The following is a 17005-nucleotide window of genomic DNA, read 5'->3' on the forward strand; positions in this document are numbered from 1 at the left end:
CACTCAATGAATTGAAATTGGCGTTAGGTGTACTATGGAAACAAAAAAAATAACCAAGGTCGTGATTGCCGGTGGTGGTACTGCTGGTTGGATAACTGCTGCATTACTTAATAAAGTGCTGGGCAAAGTAATTGATATCACGCTGGTAGAGTCAGCAGAGATCGGCACTGTTGGTGTAGGCGAAGCAAGCATCCCACCTATTTTGCATCTTAATGGTGCGTTAGGCATTTCTGAAAAAGAATTTATTAAGGCTACTGGTGCCACGATTAAGCTTGGTATCGAGTTTGAAAATTGGCGCAGCCAAGGCCACAGCTATATGCATGCCTTTGGTGAGATAGGTAAAGATTTTCCGTTTTGTGAGTTTTATCATTTTTGGTTAAAAGCAAATCAAGCTAATAATGCGCCTGATTTTTGGGATTTTTCACTTAATTATCAAGCTGCAAAAGCTCATAAATTTGCTCACCTCAAGCACATTCCTAACACTCAGTTGGCGGGCTTACATTATGCCTACCATTTTGATGCCACTCGATATGGCGAATTCTTAAAGGAATTAGCGCAATCACGAAGCGTAAAACGCATTGAAGGCAAAATTGAATCGGTTAACCAATGCCATGAAAGCGGGTATATTCGATCTTTGCTACTTAAAAATGGCGAGCAAATAGACGGCGACTTATTTATTGATTGCACCGGTTTACGTGCTTTATTAATAGAACAAACTCTTAATACCGGCTTTGAAGATTGGTCACATTGGTTACCATGTGATAGTGCGATTGCGGTGCAAAGTGAATCAGCTTCTGATGCAATTCCTTATACACGTTCAATTGCAAGAGACTCGGGTTGGCAGTGGCAAATTCCATTACAGCATCGTGTAGGCAACGGACTTGTGTATTCTTCTCGTTTCTTATCAGATGAAGCGGCAAAGCAACAGCTCTTAGAAAACCTACCTGCTAAACCACTGACAGAGCCCCGCGTTATTAAGTTTAAAACAGGTCGTCGCTTAAAACAGTGGCATAAAAATGTAGTATCAGTTGGCTTATCGAGCGGATTTTTAGAGCCATTAGAATCGACCAGTATTCATTTAATTCAAAGTGCAGCCATTCGTTTAATTAAGTTTTTTCCTCATCAAGGTATTAAACAAAGCCTTGTGGATGAATTTAATCAACAAAGTAAAACAGAATTTGAGCGAATTCGTGACTTTATTATTCTTCATTACAAAATTACAGAGCGTGATGACAGTGCGTTTTGGCGTTTTTGTAAAGGCATGGATATTCCAAGCAGTCTTAAAAAGAAAATTGAGCTATTTAAAACCAGCGGAAAGCTCATTAGAGAAGACGATGAGCTATTTGCCGAAGTTGCGTGGCAGCAAGTGATGATAGGGCAAGGGCTAATTGCAGAGGATCACCATCCATTAACTGATGCGTTATCAGACGAGCAATTAAATGAGTTATTTAGCAATCTAAAAACCTTGATTAACAGCACTGTCGAGCAGCTGCCGACCCACAGTCAATTCTTAGAAAAAGTACAAAATTAACTATGAAAAAAACACAATCATTTTTAGCGCTAACGACCGCATTTACACTTTTTAACTCAACAGCAAGTTTTGCTATTACTGCGTCACCAGAAAACTGGTGGGTAGGGATGCAAAATGACTCATTACAAGTCATGCTTTACGATAACAATATTGCTAACAAAACGTGGCAAATGAAGCCTTACAAAGGCGTTGAGTTTAAAGGGGTGACAACAACGAATAACCCTAATTACGCGTTTTTAGATTTAACCATTAGCGATAATGCAAAGGCGGGAACACTGACTTTTAAAGCTAAAGATGGCACAGAATTTACTTACCCATTAAATGCCCGTGATAAGCAAAGTGCCAATCGTCATGGCTTTACAAATAGAGATACGCTTTATTTAATCAATCCTGATCGCTTTGTAAATGGTGACCCAAACAATGACACCGTTGCTGGTATGAAGGAGGCTGCAAACCCAAGTTTTAAAGGAGGTCGACATGGTGGAGATATTCAAGGTGTTATCAATAGCCTAGATTATCTTGAGGACTTAGGTGTGACGCAACTTTGGTTAACACCTGTACTTGAAAATGATATGCCAAACTATTCATATCATGGCTACGCTATTACTGACTTTTACAAAGTTGATCCGCGCATGGGTAGCAATGCGCTTTATAAAACCTTATCTGCGGAAGCGAAAGAGCATGGTATCGGTTTAGTGATGGACATGGTACTTAATCACTTTGGTTCATCACATCAGTGGATGAGTGACATGCCAACAGCTGATTGGGTTAACTTTGATGGCAAGTTTGAAAACGGTAAAAATGCAACCAGTCACGCCAGACAAACAATCCAAGACCCTCACGCAAGCCAATACGACAAACGTCAATTTAACGATGGTTGGTTTGTTGAGTCGATGCCTGATTTAAATCAGCGCCAGCCGTTACTATCAACGTATTTGATTCAAAATGCCATTTGGTGGATTGAATACGCCAACTTAAGCGGCATTCGTGTTGATACCTATTCATACTCAGATAAAGCATTTTTAGCCGATTGGACTAAAGCGATTATGACCGAGTATCCAAACTTTAATATTGTCGGTGAAGAGTGGACAACTAACCCAGCAATTGCTTCTTATTGGCAGCGCGGTAAAGTCAATCAAGATGGTTATACCTCTGATTTACCAAGTGTGATGGACTTTTCATTACAAGAGGCATTAATCCAAGCACTTAACGAAGAAGAAAGCTGGAATACAGGTTGGGTAAAAGTATATCAATCGCTGGCGAATGACTTTTTATATGCTGATACAGATAACATTTTAGTGTTTGCAGATAACCATGACATGAGCCGTGTTTACACTGAGCTGGGTCAAGACCTCGCAAAAACTAAATTAGCCATGACGCTGCTGTTAACAACTCGCGGTATTCCACAAATTTATTACGGCACTGAACTGCTGCTCGATAACACACCTAGTAATGATCACGGTGATATTCGTATTGACTTCCCAGGTGGGTTTAAAGGTCAAAAAGCAAATGCCTTCACAGGTGAGGGGCTTTCAGCTGATCAGCAAGAGATGTTAGCTAGCATGAAAAAACTGCTTAAGCTGCGCCAAGAAAAACCAGCGTTAAGCGAAGGTCGTTTAATGCATTTTTCACCCAAGCAAGGCGTTTACAGCTATGTGAGGGAGCACAATGGCCAAACTGTATTGGTTGTTCTTAACAAAAACCAACAAGCCATTGATTGGGATTTAAGCTACATGCAAGAAGTGCTGAAAGGCAATAATAAAGGACGTGATTTAATCAGCGAAAAACGCGTTGATCTTGCATCGCCAATCCGCTTAAAAGCTATGCAAGCACGCTTAATCGAGCTTGAATAATTGCAACTAATAGGCTGAATACGTATGCATTTACTGTCCGTATGCAGCCCTTAACATTAGTATGAACTGATATTTACAGAAAAATGAAGTAATGATGACAACATACAAACTAACTGCGTTAGTAGTGGCTTCTGTTTTAGGTTTAACTGCCTGTGGTAACGATGCGCCAGTACAGCAGAACACGCAAAAGCAGCAATCAGAATCTAGCCAAGCAGCTATCTCTAAGCCTGTGATTTACCAAGTATTCACTCGATTATTTGGTAACACTAACAACACCAATAAACCGTGGGGCACATTAGAAGAAAATGGGGTAGGTAAATTTGCTGATTTTAATGATGCAGCATTACAAGGCATTAAAGAGCTAGGCACGACACATGTTTGGTATACCGGTGTACCGCGTCATGCTTTAGTAACTGACTATACCGAATACGGTTTGTCACAAGATGACCCTGATGTTGTAAAAGGCCGTGCAGGCTCACCCTATGCGGTGAAAGATTACTACGATGTTAATCCTGATTTAGCAATTAACCCTGAGCGCCGCTTAGAAGAGTTTGTGGAGCTAATTAATCGTACTCATGAGCACGGTATGAAAGTTTTTATTGATATTGTGCCAAATCACGTAGCGCGTAATTACGAGTCAGTCGCCAAGCCTGAAGGCGTAAAGGATTTTGGTGCTGAAGATGACACGACGAAAACCTATGCTCGCGATAATAACTTTTACTATGTAACAGGGCAGTCATTTCAAGTTCCTACCAGCGATAGCTACCAAGTGTTAGGTGGTAACCCGCATCCTCTTGCTGATAATCAGTTTGCCGAAACCCCAGCAAAATGGACGGGTAATGGGGCCCGTGCCGCTAAACCTGACATTAATGATTGGTACGAAACAGTTAAAATCAATTACGGTGTTAAACCAGATGGCAGCTACGACTTCCCAACACTACCGGATGATTACGCTGATAAAGATTACCGTGCGCACTACGCCTTTTGGCAGGATAAAGACTTACCAAATAGCTGGTATAAATTCCGCGATATCGCGCTTTATTGGTTAGATAAAGGTGTCGATGGCTTCCGTTATGATATGGCCGAGATGGTGCCTGTTGAGTTTTGGAGCTTTTTGAACTCATCAATCAAGATGCAAAAAAGTGATGCCTTTATTCTGGCAGAGGTTTATAACCCAACGCTTTACCGCCCATATATCCAACAAGGTAAGATGGATTACCTTTACGACAAAGTCGGTTTTTACGACACGGTTAAAGCTGTGATGCAAGGCAAGCAATCAGCGGATACTATTTTCGATATCCAAAGCCAAGTGGCTGATATTGAAGAGCACATGCTGCACTTTTTAGAAAACCATGATGAGCAACGCATTGCTAGCCCGGATTTCGCTGGTAGCAGTGAAAAAGGTAAGCCAGCTATGGTGGTTTCTACATTAATGTCGCGTTCGCCAACCTTACTTTATTTTGGTCAAGCTGTTGGTGAAGATGGCTCTGAAGACGGTGGTTTTGGTGACCCAACGCGTACCAGCATTTTCGACTACATGGGTGTACCTGCACATCAAGCGTGGATGAATAATGGTAAATTCGATGGCGGTGCGCTTTCAAAGCAGCAAGCTGATCTTCGCGCTTACTACACCAAGTTAATGTCATTAAACACACTGCCTGCAATTGTTGGCGGTGACATGCAAGCGGTTGAATTGACAGGTTCAGAGCAAGTGATTGCTTTTACGCGCAAGCTAGGTCAACAACTAGTGCTTGTAGTAAGTAACTTTTCAGAAAACCCACAAAATGTTGAGCTTACTCTTAACCAAGCGTTGTTACCTAAGCTTAACCACAGTGGTTTAACGTTTACTGATAACCTAGAAAATCATGCCGACATTGTGATTCCTGAGGCATCTACAAAGGCGCCAATTCAATTACAACTGAACGGCTTAAGCAGTGCAGTATTTACCTTAAAGGCTGACTATGAATAATAACAAACCAACGCTAAGCTTTTGGCAAATATGGAATATGTGTTTTGGATTCCTTGGAATCCAATTTGGCTTTGCATTACAGAACGGTAATGTAAGCCGTATTTTTCAAACCTTAGGTGCCAATGTTGATGATATTCCAATTCTTTGGGTTGCAGCACCATTAACAGGCCTTATTGTTCAGCCGATCATCGGTTATTGGAGTGATAAAACATGGAATAAGTTAGGTCGTCGTCGTCCGTTCTTTTTCTATGGCGCTATTTTAACGACGTTATCGTTATTTATTATGCCTAACTCACCAAGCCTGTGGATTGCGGCGGGTATGTTATGGATCATGGATGCGTCAATTAACGTAACTATGGAGCCATTCCGTGCTCTTGTCAGTGATAACTTACCGAAAAAGCAACGTGCAACTGGTTATGCAATGCAAAGCTTCTTCATTGGTGTTGGTGCGGTTGTCGCGTCTGCATTACCTTGGGTGATGACTAACTGGTTCGATATTGCTAATACTGCACCTGCAGGGCAAATTCCAGATTCTGTAAAATTTTCGTTTTACTTTGGCGCAGTAGTTTTAATTATTGCTGTGTTTTGGACTGTCTTTACTACTAAAGAATATTCTCCAGAAGAACTTGAAAGCTTTCATGAACAAGAGCAAAGCGATGACTCGGGCGATGTTCAAAGTGATGTAAACTTTAACAAAGGCGCTGCAATCTTTACGGTTCTTGGTCTAGTAGTACTTGGTATTGTTACGGGTCTATCGCTTGAAAAAGAGCTTTATTTACTTGCTGGTGGTTTGATTAGCTTTGGTGTTATTCAGTTTATTGCTGGTGCTTTAAAGGCTAAAAACGCAACCAGTGGTGGCTTTTATCAAGTTGTGAATGATGTATTCACTATGCCAGAAACGATGAAACAATTGGCTTGGGTACAATTTTTTAGCTGGTTCTCATTGTTTGCAATGTGGATTTACACCACATCGGCAGTAACTAGCTTCCACTACGGCAGCAGTGATACAAGCTCTCTTGCTTACAATAACGGTGCAGATTGGGTTGGTGTATTATTTGCCGCTTACAATGGTTTTGCTGCCATTGCAGCACTGTGTATTCCGGTTATCGTTAAAAAAGTAGGGCTAAAAATGGCTCACGCTATCAACCTAGTGCTAGGTGCATTGGGTCTGGTCAGCTTCATTATTATCAAAGATCCAAGTTTACTGATCTGGCCAATGATTGGAGTAGGGTTTGCTTGGGCGTCAATTCTATCTTTACCATACGCAATGTTAAGTACCTCAGTACCAAGTAAAAAAATGGGTGTGTACATGGGTATCTTTAACTTCTTTATTGTTATTCCGCAGCTTTTAGCGGCAAGCGTATTAGGCCTAATTTTACGTCACTTTTTTGATAATCAACCGATTTATGCGTTAGTGCTAGGTGCAGTGTCATTCGTACTAGCAGCGGTCGCTGTACTGCGCGTTAAGCAACAATAATAAGGACACACCATGAAAAAATTTAATCTTATTACCGCAAGTTTTTTAGCGTTAGGTTTAACAGCTTGTAGTTCAGAGCAATCAGTTAATACATCAGTTGAGCAGGTGTCTGCGCCAGGAGCTCCGGGTGTTGAACCTTTTTGGGCATACTCAGGTAAAACAGGTATTGGTACATCTTACGAGCAATACCAAGACGGCCACTATAGCGACGCAGCTGCTACCGGCAAAGTATCAAAAGTTTGGTTTTCAATCGCGAAAGGCATGATCACAGAAACCATGTTTGGTTTAATTCACCAAGCACAAATCAAAGATATGCAGTTTGTTATAGTTGGTAAAGACTTTACCGTTACAGAGAGCGATGATCTTGATGTAAGCATTGATTATTTATACAAAGACGACGCTGGTCGCCCATTATCGCTTGCTTACAAAGTCGTTAGTAAAGATAAACAAGGTCGTTTCACTTTAGAAAAGCATATTTTTACAGATCCAAATGGCCAAACATTGTTTGTTCGTAGCGTATTTAATACAGACCTTGAAGGTGTAAAAGCCTACGTTAATGTAAACCCTTACATTGATAACAACGGCTTAGATGATTTTGCAAAAGTGACTGATAAGGGTCTAGTTGCTTGGCAAGATGATAACTTTTTATCTTTACAAGCCGCTAAACCATTTAAGCAAGCAAGCGTTGGCTTTACGGGGGTAAGTGATGGCTTAAAAGAGTTAAAAACATCGCAATCACTATCAACGACTTACCAAAATACCGGTGATAAGTCGGGTAATGTAAGCTTACTTGCAGAGCTTGGTGAAGTATCAAAAAACACCACCTTTGATTTAGCTTTAAGCTTTGGTAACTCTGAAGCTGCAAGCTTAAAAGAAGGCCAAACAAGTTTAAACCAAGGCTACCAAAAAGTACTTGCTGCATATAACGGTGAAGGTGCTGCAATTGGTTGGCAAGACTACTTAGCAAGCCTTGAACCTTTGAGCACATTAACTAACAGCACCGCAGATAATGGTAAGTTGCTTTATATCAGCGCCATGGTGTTAAAAGCGCAAGAAGATAAAACTCATGCCGGTGCTTTAATTGCGTCACTGTCTAACCCTTGGGGTGAAACAGTATCAGCTAAAACAGGGTCTACCGGTTATAAAGCGGTTTGGGTACGTGATTTCTATCAAGTAGCAATGGCATTTATGGCCATGGGTGATACACGTACTGCTAAAACGGCGTTTGAATATCTAGAAAAAGTACAAGTAACAGATAACACGCCAGGCAATGGTGGTGACACGGGTTGGTTCTTACAAAAGACGCATGTTGATGGTGAGCTTGAGTGGGTAGGTGTTCAGCTTGACCAAACAGCAATGCCAATCATGTTAGCGTGGAAACTACATCAAGCTGGCGTACTTAGCGATCAAGAGCTGACAGATTGGTATGGCAAAATGTTAAAACCAGCTGCTGATTTCTTAGTTGATGGTGGTCTTGCGAAAATTCTTTGGAATGACACACAAATTACACCGCCTGCTACGCAACAAGAGCGTTGGGAAGAACAAAATGGTTTTTCACCATCAACAACGGCTGCGGTTGTTGCAGGCCTTGTGACAGCTGCTGATATTGCTAAAAAAGCAGGTGACACTAAAAATGCAGAGCGTTACTTAGCAACGGCTAAAACCTACAATAGTGAAATTGAAAGCACCATGTTTACGACTCAAGGTAACCTTAAGTCTGAAAACAGCGATGGTGAATATTTCATTCGTATCGGTCAAGACAAAGATCCAAACTCATCAACCACACTTAACGCCAATAATGGCCGTGAAGGCTTTGATAAAAAGCAAATCCTTGATGGTGGTTTCTTAGAGCTTGTACGTTATGGTGTTCGTGATGCACTTGCGCCAAGCATTGTAAAAACATTACCAGAATACGATGACGAAACCTTAGTCGATAATCTGCAAGTGCGTTACACCTTTAATTTTGCTGATGGCTCAGGTTCATTCCCTGGTTACCGTCGCTATGGTAACGATGGTTACGGTGAAGATGAAGTGACAGGTAACAACTATGCCGAAGGTGGTAACAACACCCCTGGTCAACGTGGTCGTGTATGGCCGTTTTTCACAGGTGAACGTGGTCACTATGAAATCGCTGCTGCAAACGCAACTAATAGCCTTGATGCGATGAAGCAACAAGCGATTAAAGACACCTATGTAAAAGGTATGGAAGCATTTGCCAATGAAGGCATGATGTTACCTGAACAAGTTTGGGATGGCGTAGGCAACAATAAAGCAGGCTATCAGCTAGGTGAGGGTACAAACTCTGCCACACCACTGGCTTGGACTCACGCTGAATACATTAAGTTACTCCGTTCAGTGAGCGATAAACATGTATGGGACCATTACCCAGTTGTTGAAGACGCATTGAAGTAAAAACGTAATTAACATGCCCAATATTTATTGGGCATGTTGCTTTTGGCAAAAGGAAAAATAATGTTAAAAAAACTAGCTTTATGTGCTCTATTAGCAGTAAGTACGCAAAGTAAAGCGGATGATTACTTGCTTTACTTTATGGGTGGCCAATCAAATATGGAAGGATTTGGCTTTAATAAAGATTTACCTGCGCAGTATAAAAAACCAGTTGAAAATACCTTACTCTTTTTTGGTAACCCTGTTGCTGATGATGCATTAAATGGTGGTAAAGGTGTTTGGACTAATTTAATGCCTGGTTTTGGAACAGGCGCAAGATCGACAGATCATTCAATTATTTTATCTGAAAGGTTTGGTCCTGAATTGAGTTTTGGTAAACGCTTATCTGAGCTCACAGATAAGAAAATAGCCATTATTAAATATGCGCGTGGTGGTTCATCTATTGCGCTTGGGGCATCTGGTTTTGGTACGTGGGGGCAGAACTATGCTGACAACACCAAGATCAACCAATGGGATAACTTTCAAACTACCGTAAGAGCTGCGTTAGCTAACAATGATATAGATGGTGATGGTGAAGCCGATAGTTTAGTCCCAGCAGGGATCATTTGGATGCAGGGTGAGGCAGATGCCTATCATGAGCAAGCATCTAAGGTTTATTTAGCTAATTTAACAAGCCTGATGAATGATATGAAGATGACTTTTGGCAATAAAGAGTTACCAATCATACTTGGCAGAATCGAAGACTCTGGTAAAACACCTCAAACACGCATGATGCCATATATAGAGAGTGTATGGGATGCTCAGAAAAAGTATGTTAAATCAAATGCTAATGCTCATTTAGTCGCCTTTGATGAGCCTGTCGAATTCATTGAAGATAAATGGCACTATAAAAGTAATTACTATATAAAACTAGGTAACCTTTTTGCAGAAAAAGCAGCCGAAACATTAGCTAAGTAAGCTTCTTTTAAATAACTACTTAAATAATTAAACCGCCGAATTAACCTCGGCGGTTTTTTGTTTTGCACTTTTTTACAATTTAATTGTGATTTCCTTATACGGGTACGATAAGATAACTTATCTTTAGTTTAGTAAACAAAAGCCATTACTATTTGGTGTAATTTGTAGCTGAACAATTAATTCAGGGAAGGTGAAAATATGTTCAAGGCTTTATCTACTTTGTTGAGTGTTGGTTTATTGTGTTCTTGTGCAATAAATACAAACGTGGGTGAGTATGTACTTGGTGATGTTGAAACTTCAGTCCGAGGTCACAATGTTGAAGTATTTACAGAACGCCAATTAGTGAGCCACAGAGCAACATTTCTTGGCCAGGTTTCGAGCTATTATTGCCAATTAGAAAGTGATATGCATTTACCACAAGCGGGTCCGTTTGATGATATTGATGGTTCTAGAAGTCAACTCCAAGACACTCTTAAAAGTAAAGTACAGCAAAGGGGTGGCAACGCGATTGTTTATGGACAGTGTTATATCAGTGCTCATGCAGATACTGATTGCCAAAAAGCGCTGAGTTGTGATGGGTTTGCGTACCAAGTTGAATATTAAAAATTTTTACTATTTCCATCTCGTTACTTAAGGTCTGGACTGTGGCGAATTATCCTAACGTTATCCTAGGTTTGATGTTACTTTTTCATGCTTCTATTTCCAGTTGTGCTGAACTTAAACCCTTCACTACAGATGGTTGCAGTTCTTTTCCTGATGGAACAATAGAACATAAAAACTTATGGTTGGCGTGCTGTACAGCCCATGATCTTGCATATTGGCAAGGCGGTACTTTCAAGCAACGTGAGCAAGCTGATATAGATTTAAAAAAATGTGTTGCTAAGGTGGGTGAGCAAGAAATTGCAGTATTGATGCTTGCCGGTGTTAGAGTGGGTGGAACACCTTTTTTACCTACTAGCTTTCGCTGGGGTTATGGCTGGCCATACCCCAAGTTTTATGGCGAGCTAACAGTGCAAGAGCGTTCACAAGTTGAAAGTCGTTTAGCCGAGCTTAAAACTAAATAATCTATCGTTTATCTAACTTCTTTACAGGTTTTTGATGCATCGTTGATAGCAGTTGCTTCAGCGCTTTTGGCAAAATGTGATGACATATAAAGCCCTAATTGATGGTCGGGCATTTTAATGCGTGTAATGCCATCAAAGTGGTGAGGCTCGATATCTTTTGCAATCACACTAGGTAGGGCTGTTATACCAGCTCTGTTCTTAGCCACAAAATCAACAGCTTGTTGCCATGTACTAACTTGATGTTCATGGCTTATCGATTCATTTTTATCAATGCCTAAATATTTAAGCATTAAGGTACGTGCCCCAGTTCCGCGTTTATAGACGATACCATTCAAGTTTGCCTGTCTGCGTAAATTCTCGATACTCAAATCTGGGTTAGTACTGTGGCTTATCAGCTCATATCCAACTTGATAAATTGTCGCTGAGCGAGTCGCAAATAGCTCTCTCTGTGGTAACAATAAAAGTGGCATGGCAATATCAACTTCATTGTTTTGCAGCATTTTAATAAGCCGTGCTTGCGGTACAGTGATTACGTCGTAGTTGCTATCAAGTTGATTGATAACGCAGCTATAGGCTGATTTTAATTCACCGTGAAATTGTTTGCGTGAGTACTTTAATGACTCGCCATTTTCACTTGATACACCAATTGTTATTTTTGCAAAACAAGGGTGAGAGCAAAACAGTACAAGCAGGATAAGAGGGGCTGTAATGAAGTCTTTTAAGTCCATTTAATAAATCGATAGGGTGAAACTTGAGCGAAATTTATCAGTTTAAACAGAACTGGACAAGGTAGGGGGCTTACAGTGCAAATACATAAAAATCTAAGTGTTTTATTGAGGTATTAATTAATTTACCTAGTAAACAAAGGGATGGAGCTGTAAGTTGGTTGCTTACAGCTCGATTTACCTGATTATAATCCTGCTTTTTTAGCGCGAGCAGTGTGTAGCTTTTTGTAGCTTTCGATTAAACGAAGGTGCCTGTCTAAGCCCTCAAGTTTCATGCTGGTTTCTGTTAAACCATAGAACATTACATCGCCGTTGATTGAGCCAACGACTGCATCCATCGTTTCTTGACCAAACATACGGGTGAAGCTATGAATGTAATCTTCAATCTCAAGGTCATCGCTGAGTGCAACTTCTAACGTTGCATGCATTGCTTGGTAGAATAGGCCGCGTTCAACAATGGTATTGTCGTTATACTGTAAGAATGCTTCAACAAGCTCCATTGCTGCTTCTAAATCACCAAGTGCTAAGTAAATAAGTAGCTTCAGCTCTAGAATCGTTAACTGACCCCATACTGTGTTTTCATCAAACTCAATACCGATTAATGTGATGATGTCAATGTAGTTATCTAGTTCACTTTCTTCTAGGCGCTCAACTAAATCAGCAAGTTGATCTTCTGATAAACGGTGTAGGTTTAAGATATCTTCGCGGAAATTAAGTGCTTTATTGGTATTGTCCCAAATCAAGTCTTCCACAGGATACACTTCTGAGTAATCAGGCACTAAAATACGACATGCGGTACCAAGATCTGAGAACTCAGCAATGTAAGCTTCTTTACCTAAGCTTTCTAAAATACCGAATAAGCTCGCTGTCTCTTCCTCATTGCTACCAGAGAAATCCCACTCGACAAACTCATAATCGTGTTTAGCACTGAAGAAGCGCCATGAGATCACGCCCGTTGAATCAATGAAGTGCTCTACAAAGTTTTCCGGTTCAGAAACTGCCATACTATTGAACGTTGGCTTAGGTACATCGTTTAAGCCTTCGAAGCTTCTGCCTTGTAATAACTCAGTTAAGCTGCGCTCTAAAGCAACTTCAAAGCTTGGGTGCGCACCAAAAGAAGCAAATACACCGCCTGTTTTAGGGTTCATGAGTGTTACGCACATCACTGGGAACTGACCACCTAGCGAGGCATCTTTTACTACAACAGGGAAACCTTGTTCTTCAAGACCATTAATACCCGCAACAATACCTGGGTACTTGTTTAACACCTCTTGAGGTACGTCTGGTAAAACAATTTCTTGCTCAATGATTTGGCGCTTAACTGCACGCTCAAAAATTTCAGATAAACACTGTACTTTTGCTTCGGCAAAATTGTTACCAGCACTCATACCATTACTTAAGAATAAGTTTTCAATTAGGTTTGAAGGGAAGTAAACTGTTTCACCGTCAGAGTGGCGAACATAAGGAATAGAGCAAATACCACGTTCTTTATTTCCAGAGTTAGTATCGATTAAGTGTGAGCCACATAGCTCACCATCTGGATTATAAATTTCACGGGTATAGTCATCTAAAATACCCTCAGGTAGAGAGTCATCATCAGTCAGAGCAAACCACTTTTCATTTGGGTAATGAACAAACTTGCCATTAGCAATGTCTTCGCCTAAGAACTGATCGTTATAGAAGAAGTTACAGTTTAAGCGCTCAATAAACTCGCCCAAAGCTGAGCATAGCGCGCTTTCTTTAGTTGCACCCTTACCATTGGTAAAACACATTGGTGAGGCTGCATCACGAATATGAAGTGACCATACATTTGGCACAATATTACGCCAAGAAGAAATTTCGATTTTCATCCCTAACTCTTCAAGGATGGCCGTCATATTTGCGATGGTTTCTTCAAGGGGTAAGTCTTTACCTAAAATAAAGGTATTACTGTCATCACCTGGTTTTGCCATCAACATTGCTTGCGCGTCTGCTTCGATGCTTTCAACAGTATCGATTTTAAATTCTGGGCCAGTTTGAATAACACGTTTTACTGTACAACGCTCAACAGAGCGTAAAATACCCGTGCGGTCTTTCTCAGAAAGGCTTTCTGGTAACTCAACCTGAATTTGAAAAATTTGGTTATAGCGGTCTTCTGGATCAACGATATTGTTTTGCGCAACACGGATACCATCTGTCGGGATATCGCGTGAATTACAATACACTTTAATAAAGTAAGCCGCACACAATGCAGAAGATGCTAAGAAGTAATCGAATGGACTAGGTGCAGTGCCATCACCTTTATAGCGAATAGGTTGGTCTGCAATGACTGAAAAATCATCAAACTTGGCTTCAAGTCTGAGATTGTCGAGAAAATTAACTTTAATTTCCATTAAAAAATTCCACCTTTGTGCGCGTTGTTATCTAAAGCTTTGTTTGCCAGATAAGCGTTTTCAACATAATAGGCGTAATTATCTGCTTTTTCGAAGTAATAGTCTTGGGTAAATCGAAAAAAAACTAATTTTAATGCAATAAGTTTGTGGTTGGGTAAGGAGTAGGCGATAACAAGGTTGTTATCGCTAAAAATTAAACACTCGAACCACGAATAATTAAACGCGGTGGTAAAAGGGTATTCTCTACATCTTCACCACGAATGAGTTTGAGCAGGTTATCGACCAACATTTGTCCGGCGAGGGTGGTGTCTTGCTGAACAGTGGTAAGTGGTGGGTTTACAAAGCTGGCAACAGCAATGTTATCAAAGCCAACAACATGTACATCATCAGGGACCTTTATTTTTGCTTCTTTCAAGGCGCGAATTGCACCAATAGCAATAAGGTCACTGGCGGCAAACAATGAGTTAAAGCGAATGTTATTTGCTATGAGGGAACGAGTCGCGTGATAGCCAGATTCCTCTGTTGAAATCGCATTTGCCATTTTACGCTCGTTTAAAGCCACGCCTTTGGCTAAGAATGCATCTTTAAAACCTTGATAGCGAGCAAAAAACTCAGGGCTATGATCAGAAGCATCACCAATAAATGCGCAGTCGGTTCTACCGGTTGCAAGTAAATGTTCAGCTGCTAACTTACCACCGCCATAGTTATCGCAGCTGACTGTTAAATCTGGGCGGTTATCGACGCTTGCACCCCAACAGACAAACTTAGTATGTTGGTCAATTAAGGTTTTAAATTTAGGTTGGTAATCGAGGTAATCACCATAACCAAGCAGTATTAAGCCATCTGCACGGTGGCTGTCTTCGTAATCGGCTTGCCAATCAGAGCTGCTCGACTGAAACGATACCAGTAAGTCGTAGCCTTCCTTTGCACAAGCTCTTGTAATACTGCCCAGCATCGCCAAAAAGAAAGGGTTTATTTGTGATTCATCCGAAGTGGGATCTTCAAATAATAACAGGGCGAGGGTACTACTTTGTTGAGTTCTTAAGTTACTGGCATTTTTATCAACTTTATAGTTGAGCTGTTTTGCTACCTCATGAACACGTCGACGCGTTTCTTCGTTGACCAAAGGGCTATTTCGCAGCGCGCGAGACACGGTTGACTGCGACACACCCGCATAATGTGCAATGTCAAAAGATGTCGCCTTACCTTTCATATGGTTACCAAATAACAGAAGTAGTAATTGCCATTTTCGGCTATTTAATATTTTTTTCAAGCTATTTGTGACAAGTGGCGTGTGTGTGGCTGTTCTGTACACAGCTAGGCATTTTTTATGCGTATATAAATGCTTTTTCGATACTTAATACGCAGGTTTTATCAATAAATACGTATGCATGCACAAATAATGAAAATTTTTATTGATCCTAATCTGACACCGGTGTCATAATGTCACTGTTTTATCATTTTGTTGTCAAAACGTATTTGGCTGCCCATTCATTTGGGCAGCATTTTTTTAATACAAAAGATAGCTTCTTTGAGGCAATGACCCAAAGTTTAGCAGACACAGTGGCTTTGCCATTGAAAACTAGAAAAATAAGCGGCAACTAGCTTAGACAAATAGAGAAAACATCATGAACACACAGACAACTACAGAATTCGCTCCTATTCTTGTTGCCGATATCGGCGGCACTAACGCTCGTTTCGCTTTAATCACTGACTTTAATGAACAAACTAACCAGTTTGTTATCGAGCACAATTTAACTTTTCCAAGTGCAGATTTTGGCTCTTTAGAAAGTGCGATTAACCAGTACTTCAGCCAGATTTCGTTTCCTAAGCCAAGCCGCGCATGTTTAGCAGTAGCTGGCCCGATTAAAGCAGGCCAAGTTCACTTAACAAACCTTGGCTGGCACTTTAACGTTGCAGATTTAAAAGCAGAGTTTTCATTTGAGCAACTTGAAGTAATCAACGACTTTGCAGCATTTGCTTATGCGGCGCCTTATTTAGATGATTCGCAAAATATGGCTGTTAAAGCAGGCCAGGCTGATGAAAATGCGAATATCGCAGTTATGGGGCCAGGTACAGGTTTCGGTGCTGCGTGTTTAGTTCGCACATCACAGGGTAGCGCTGTACTTAGCTGCGAAGCAGGGCACATTACCCTTGCGGCAGTGACAGAGTTAGACCGCCAGTTAATCACTGAGCTTAAAAAGCAGTTAAATCATGTATCTGTTGAAACAGTATTCTCGGGCCCAGGTATCGCGCATTTATACCGTGCTATGGCAGCGGTAAAAGGTGTTGAAGCAAAGAATCTAGATGCTGCACAAATTAGCGAGCTTGCAACCACTGGTCAGTGTGAAGTCTGTGATGCAACACTTAATCAATTTTGTGATTGGATTGGCAGCGTAGCAGGGGACTTAGCCCTGACATTTGGCGCATTAGGTGGCGTATTTATTGGTGGTGGTATTTTACCTCGCATGCAACAACGTCTATTATCTAGTCGATTTGTTGAGCGTTTTGCAGACAAAGGCATTATGTCGCAATATACTTCACAGATCCCCGTTACGCTTGTAACACAAGACAACATTCCATTCATTGGTGCTGCTGCGTGTATACATGTTAAAAGTAACGCGTAATTAGCAGTTGGATGTAGAGCG

General features: G+C 40.9%; 12 protein-coding genes. 9 read left to right on the forward strand and 3 right to left on the reverse strand.

The window, feature by feature from the left end; all coding sequences use genetic code 11:
- Positions 1-34 precede the first annotated feature (34 nt).
- From WA256_RS11635 to WA256_RS11670, 8 genes are all read left to right on the forward strand, one after another.
- Positions 35-1531 carry a tryptophan halogenase family protein gene (locus WA256_RS11635; RefSeq protein WP_335991602.1) on the forward strand — a complete coding sequence of 499 codons (1497 nt, stop codon included), beginning with the start codon at positions 35-37 and terminating at the stop codon, positions 1529-1531.
- Between the two features lie 2 nt (positions 1532-1533).
- Positions 1534-3384: a glycoside hydrolase family 13 protein gene (locus WA256_RS11640; protein ID WP_335991604.1), complete on the forward strand. Its 1851-nt coding sequence runs from the start codon at positions 1534-1536 to the stop codon at positions 3382-3384.
- A gap of 94 nt (positions 3385-3478) precedes the next feature.
- Positions 3479-5353 (forward strand): alpha-amylase family glycosyl hydrolase, encoded by a 1875-nt coding sequence (locus WA256_RS11645; protein ID WP_442961433.1) that lies wholly within the window; start codon positions 3479-3481, stop codon positions 5351-5353.
- Positions 5346-6830, forward strand: coding sequence for an MFS transporter (locus WA256_RS11650; RefSeq protein WP_335991609.1), 1485 nt, complete (start codon positions 5346-5348; stop codon positions 6828-6830). The genes WA256_RS11645 and WA256_RS11650 overlap by 8 nt, the downstream gene beginning before the upstream one ends.
- Positions 6831-6842: 12 nt before the next feature.
- The gene (locus tag WA256_RS11655; protein ID WP_335991612.1) at positions 6843-9242 is read left to right on the forward strand and encodes a glucan 1,4-alpha-glucosidase; all 2400 of its coding nucleotides are present in this window, start codon (positions 6843-6845) and stop codon (positions 9240-9242) included.
- 60 nt (positions 9243-9302) lie between these two features.
- Complete coding sequence (locus tag WA256_RS11660) at positions 9303-10196, forward strand: sialate O-acetylesterase (RefSeq protein WP_335991617.1); 894 nt, start codon at positions 9303-9305, stop codon at positions 10194-10196.
- Positions 10197-10394: 198 nt separating this feature from the next.
- Positions 10395-10799: a hypothetical protein gene (locus tag WA256_RS11665; RefSeq protein WP_335991621.1), complete on the forward strand. Its 405-nt coding sequence runs from the start codon at positions 10395-10397 to the stop codon at positions 10797-10799.
- Positions 10800-10873: 74 nt separating this feature from the next.
- Positions 10874-11260 (forward strand): hypothetical protein, encoded by a 387-nt coding sequence (locus WA256_RS11670; RefSeq protein WP_442961434.1) that lies wholly within the window; start codon positions 10874-10876, stop codon positions 11258-11260.
- Between the two features lie 8 nt (positions 11261-11268).
- Here the strand turns inward: WA256_RS11670 and WA256_RS11675 are convergent, their stop codons facing one another.
- The 3 genes from WA256_RS11675 to WA256_RS11685 form a co-directional block, all read right to left on the reverse strand.
- A complete protein-coding gene (locus WA256_RS11675; RefSeq protein WP_335991628.1) occupies positions 11269-11988 on the reverse strand; it encodes a hypothetical protein in 720 nt (239 codons plus the stop codon).
- A gap of 182 nt (positions 11989-12170) precedes the next feature.
- On the reverse strand, positions 12171-14357 hold the full coding sequence (locus WA256_RS11680) for an OsmC domain/YcaO domain-containing protein (protein WP_335991632.1): 2187 nt from the start codon (positions 14355-14357) through the stop codon (positions 12171-12173).
- A 193-nt stretch (positions 14358-14550) separates the two neighbouring features.
- A complete protein-coding gene (locus WA256_RS11685; RefSeq protein WP_055198756.1) occupies positions 14551-15570 on the reverse strand; it encodes a LacI family DNA-binding transcriptional regulator in 1020 nt (339 codons plus the stop codon).
- A 415-nt stretch (positions 15571-15985) separates the two neighbouring features.
- On the opposite strand from WA256_RS11685, the gene glk reads away from it, so the two are divergent.
- The gene (glk, locus tag WA256_RS11690; protein WP_335991636.1) at positions 15986-16984 is read left to right on the forward strand and encodes a glucokinase; all 999 of its coding nucleotides are present in this window, start codon (positions 15986-15988) and stop codon (positions 16982-16984) included.
- Positions 16985-17005 lie beyond the last annotated feature (21 nt).

The sequence above is a fragment of the Pseudoalteromonas sp. CH_XMU1449-3 genome, from assembly GCF_037027245.1.
GTDB lineage: Bacteria > Pseudomonadota > Gammaproteobacteria > Enterobacterales > Alteromonadaceae > Pseudoalteromonas > Pseudoalteromonas shioyasakiensis.

Coding starts and splice junctions, on each gene's coding strand:
- WA256_RS11635 (WP_335991602.1), top strand. CDS start 35: ATGGAAACAAAAAAAATAACCAAGGTCGTGATTGCCGGTGGTGGTACT.
- WA256_RS11640 (WP_335991604.1), top strand. CDS start 1,534: ATGAAAAAAACACAATCATTTTTAGCGCTAACGACCGCATTTACACTT.
- WA256_RS11645 (WP_442961433.1), top strand. CDS start 3,479: ATGACAACATACAAACTAACTGCGTTAGTAGTGGCTTCTGTTTTAGGT.
- WA256_RS11650 (WP_335991609.1), top strand. CDS start 5,346: ATGAATAATAACAAACCAACGCTAAGCTTTTGGCAAATATGGAATATG.
- WA256_RS11655 (WP_335991612.1), top strand. CDS start 6,843: ATGAAAAAATTTAATCTTATTACCGCAAGTTTTTTAGCGTTAGGTTTA.
- WA256_RS11660 (WP_335991617.1), top strand. CDS start 9,303: ATGTTAAAAAAACTAGCTTTATGTGCTCTATTAGCAGTAAGTACGCAA.
- WA256_RS11665 (WP_335991621.1), top strand. CDS start 10,395: ATGTTCAAGGCTTTATCTACTTTGTTGAGTGTTGGTTTATTGTGTTCT.
- WA256_RS11670 (WP_442961434.1), top strand. CDS start 10,874: ATGTTACTTTTTCATGCTTCTATTTCCAGTTGTGCTGAACTTAAACCC.
- WA256_RS11675 (WP_335991628.1), bottom strand. CDS start 11,988: ATGGACTTAAAAGACTTCATTACAGCCCCTCTTATCCTGCTTGTACTG.
- WA256_RS11680 (WP_335991632.1), bottom strand. CDS start 14,357: ATGGAAATTAAAGTTAATTTTCTCGACAATCTCAGACTTGAAGCCAAG.
- WA256_RS11685 (WP_055198756.1), bottom strand. CDS start 15,570: ATGAAAGGTAAGGCGACATCTTTTGACATTGCACATTATGCGGGTGTG.
- glk (WP_335991636.1), top strand. CDS start 15,986: ATGAACACACAGACAACTACAGAATTCGCTCCTATTCTTGTTGCCGAT.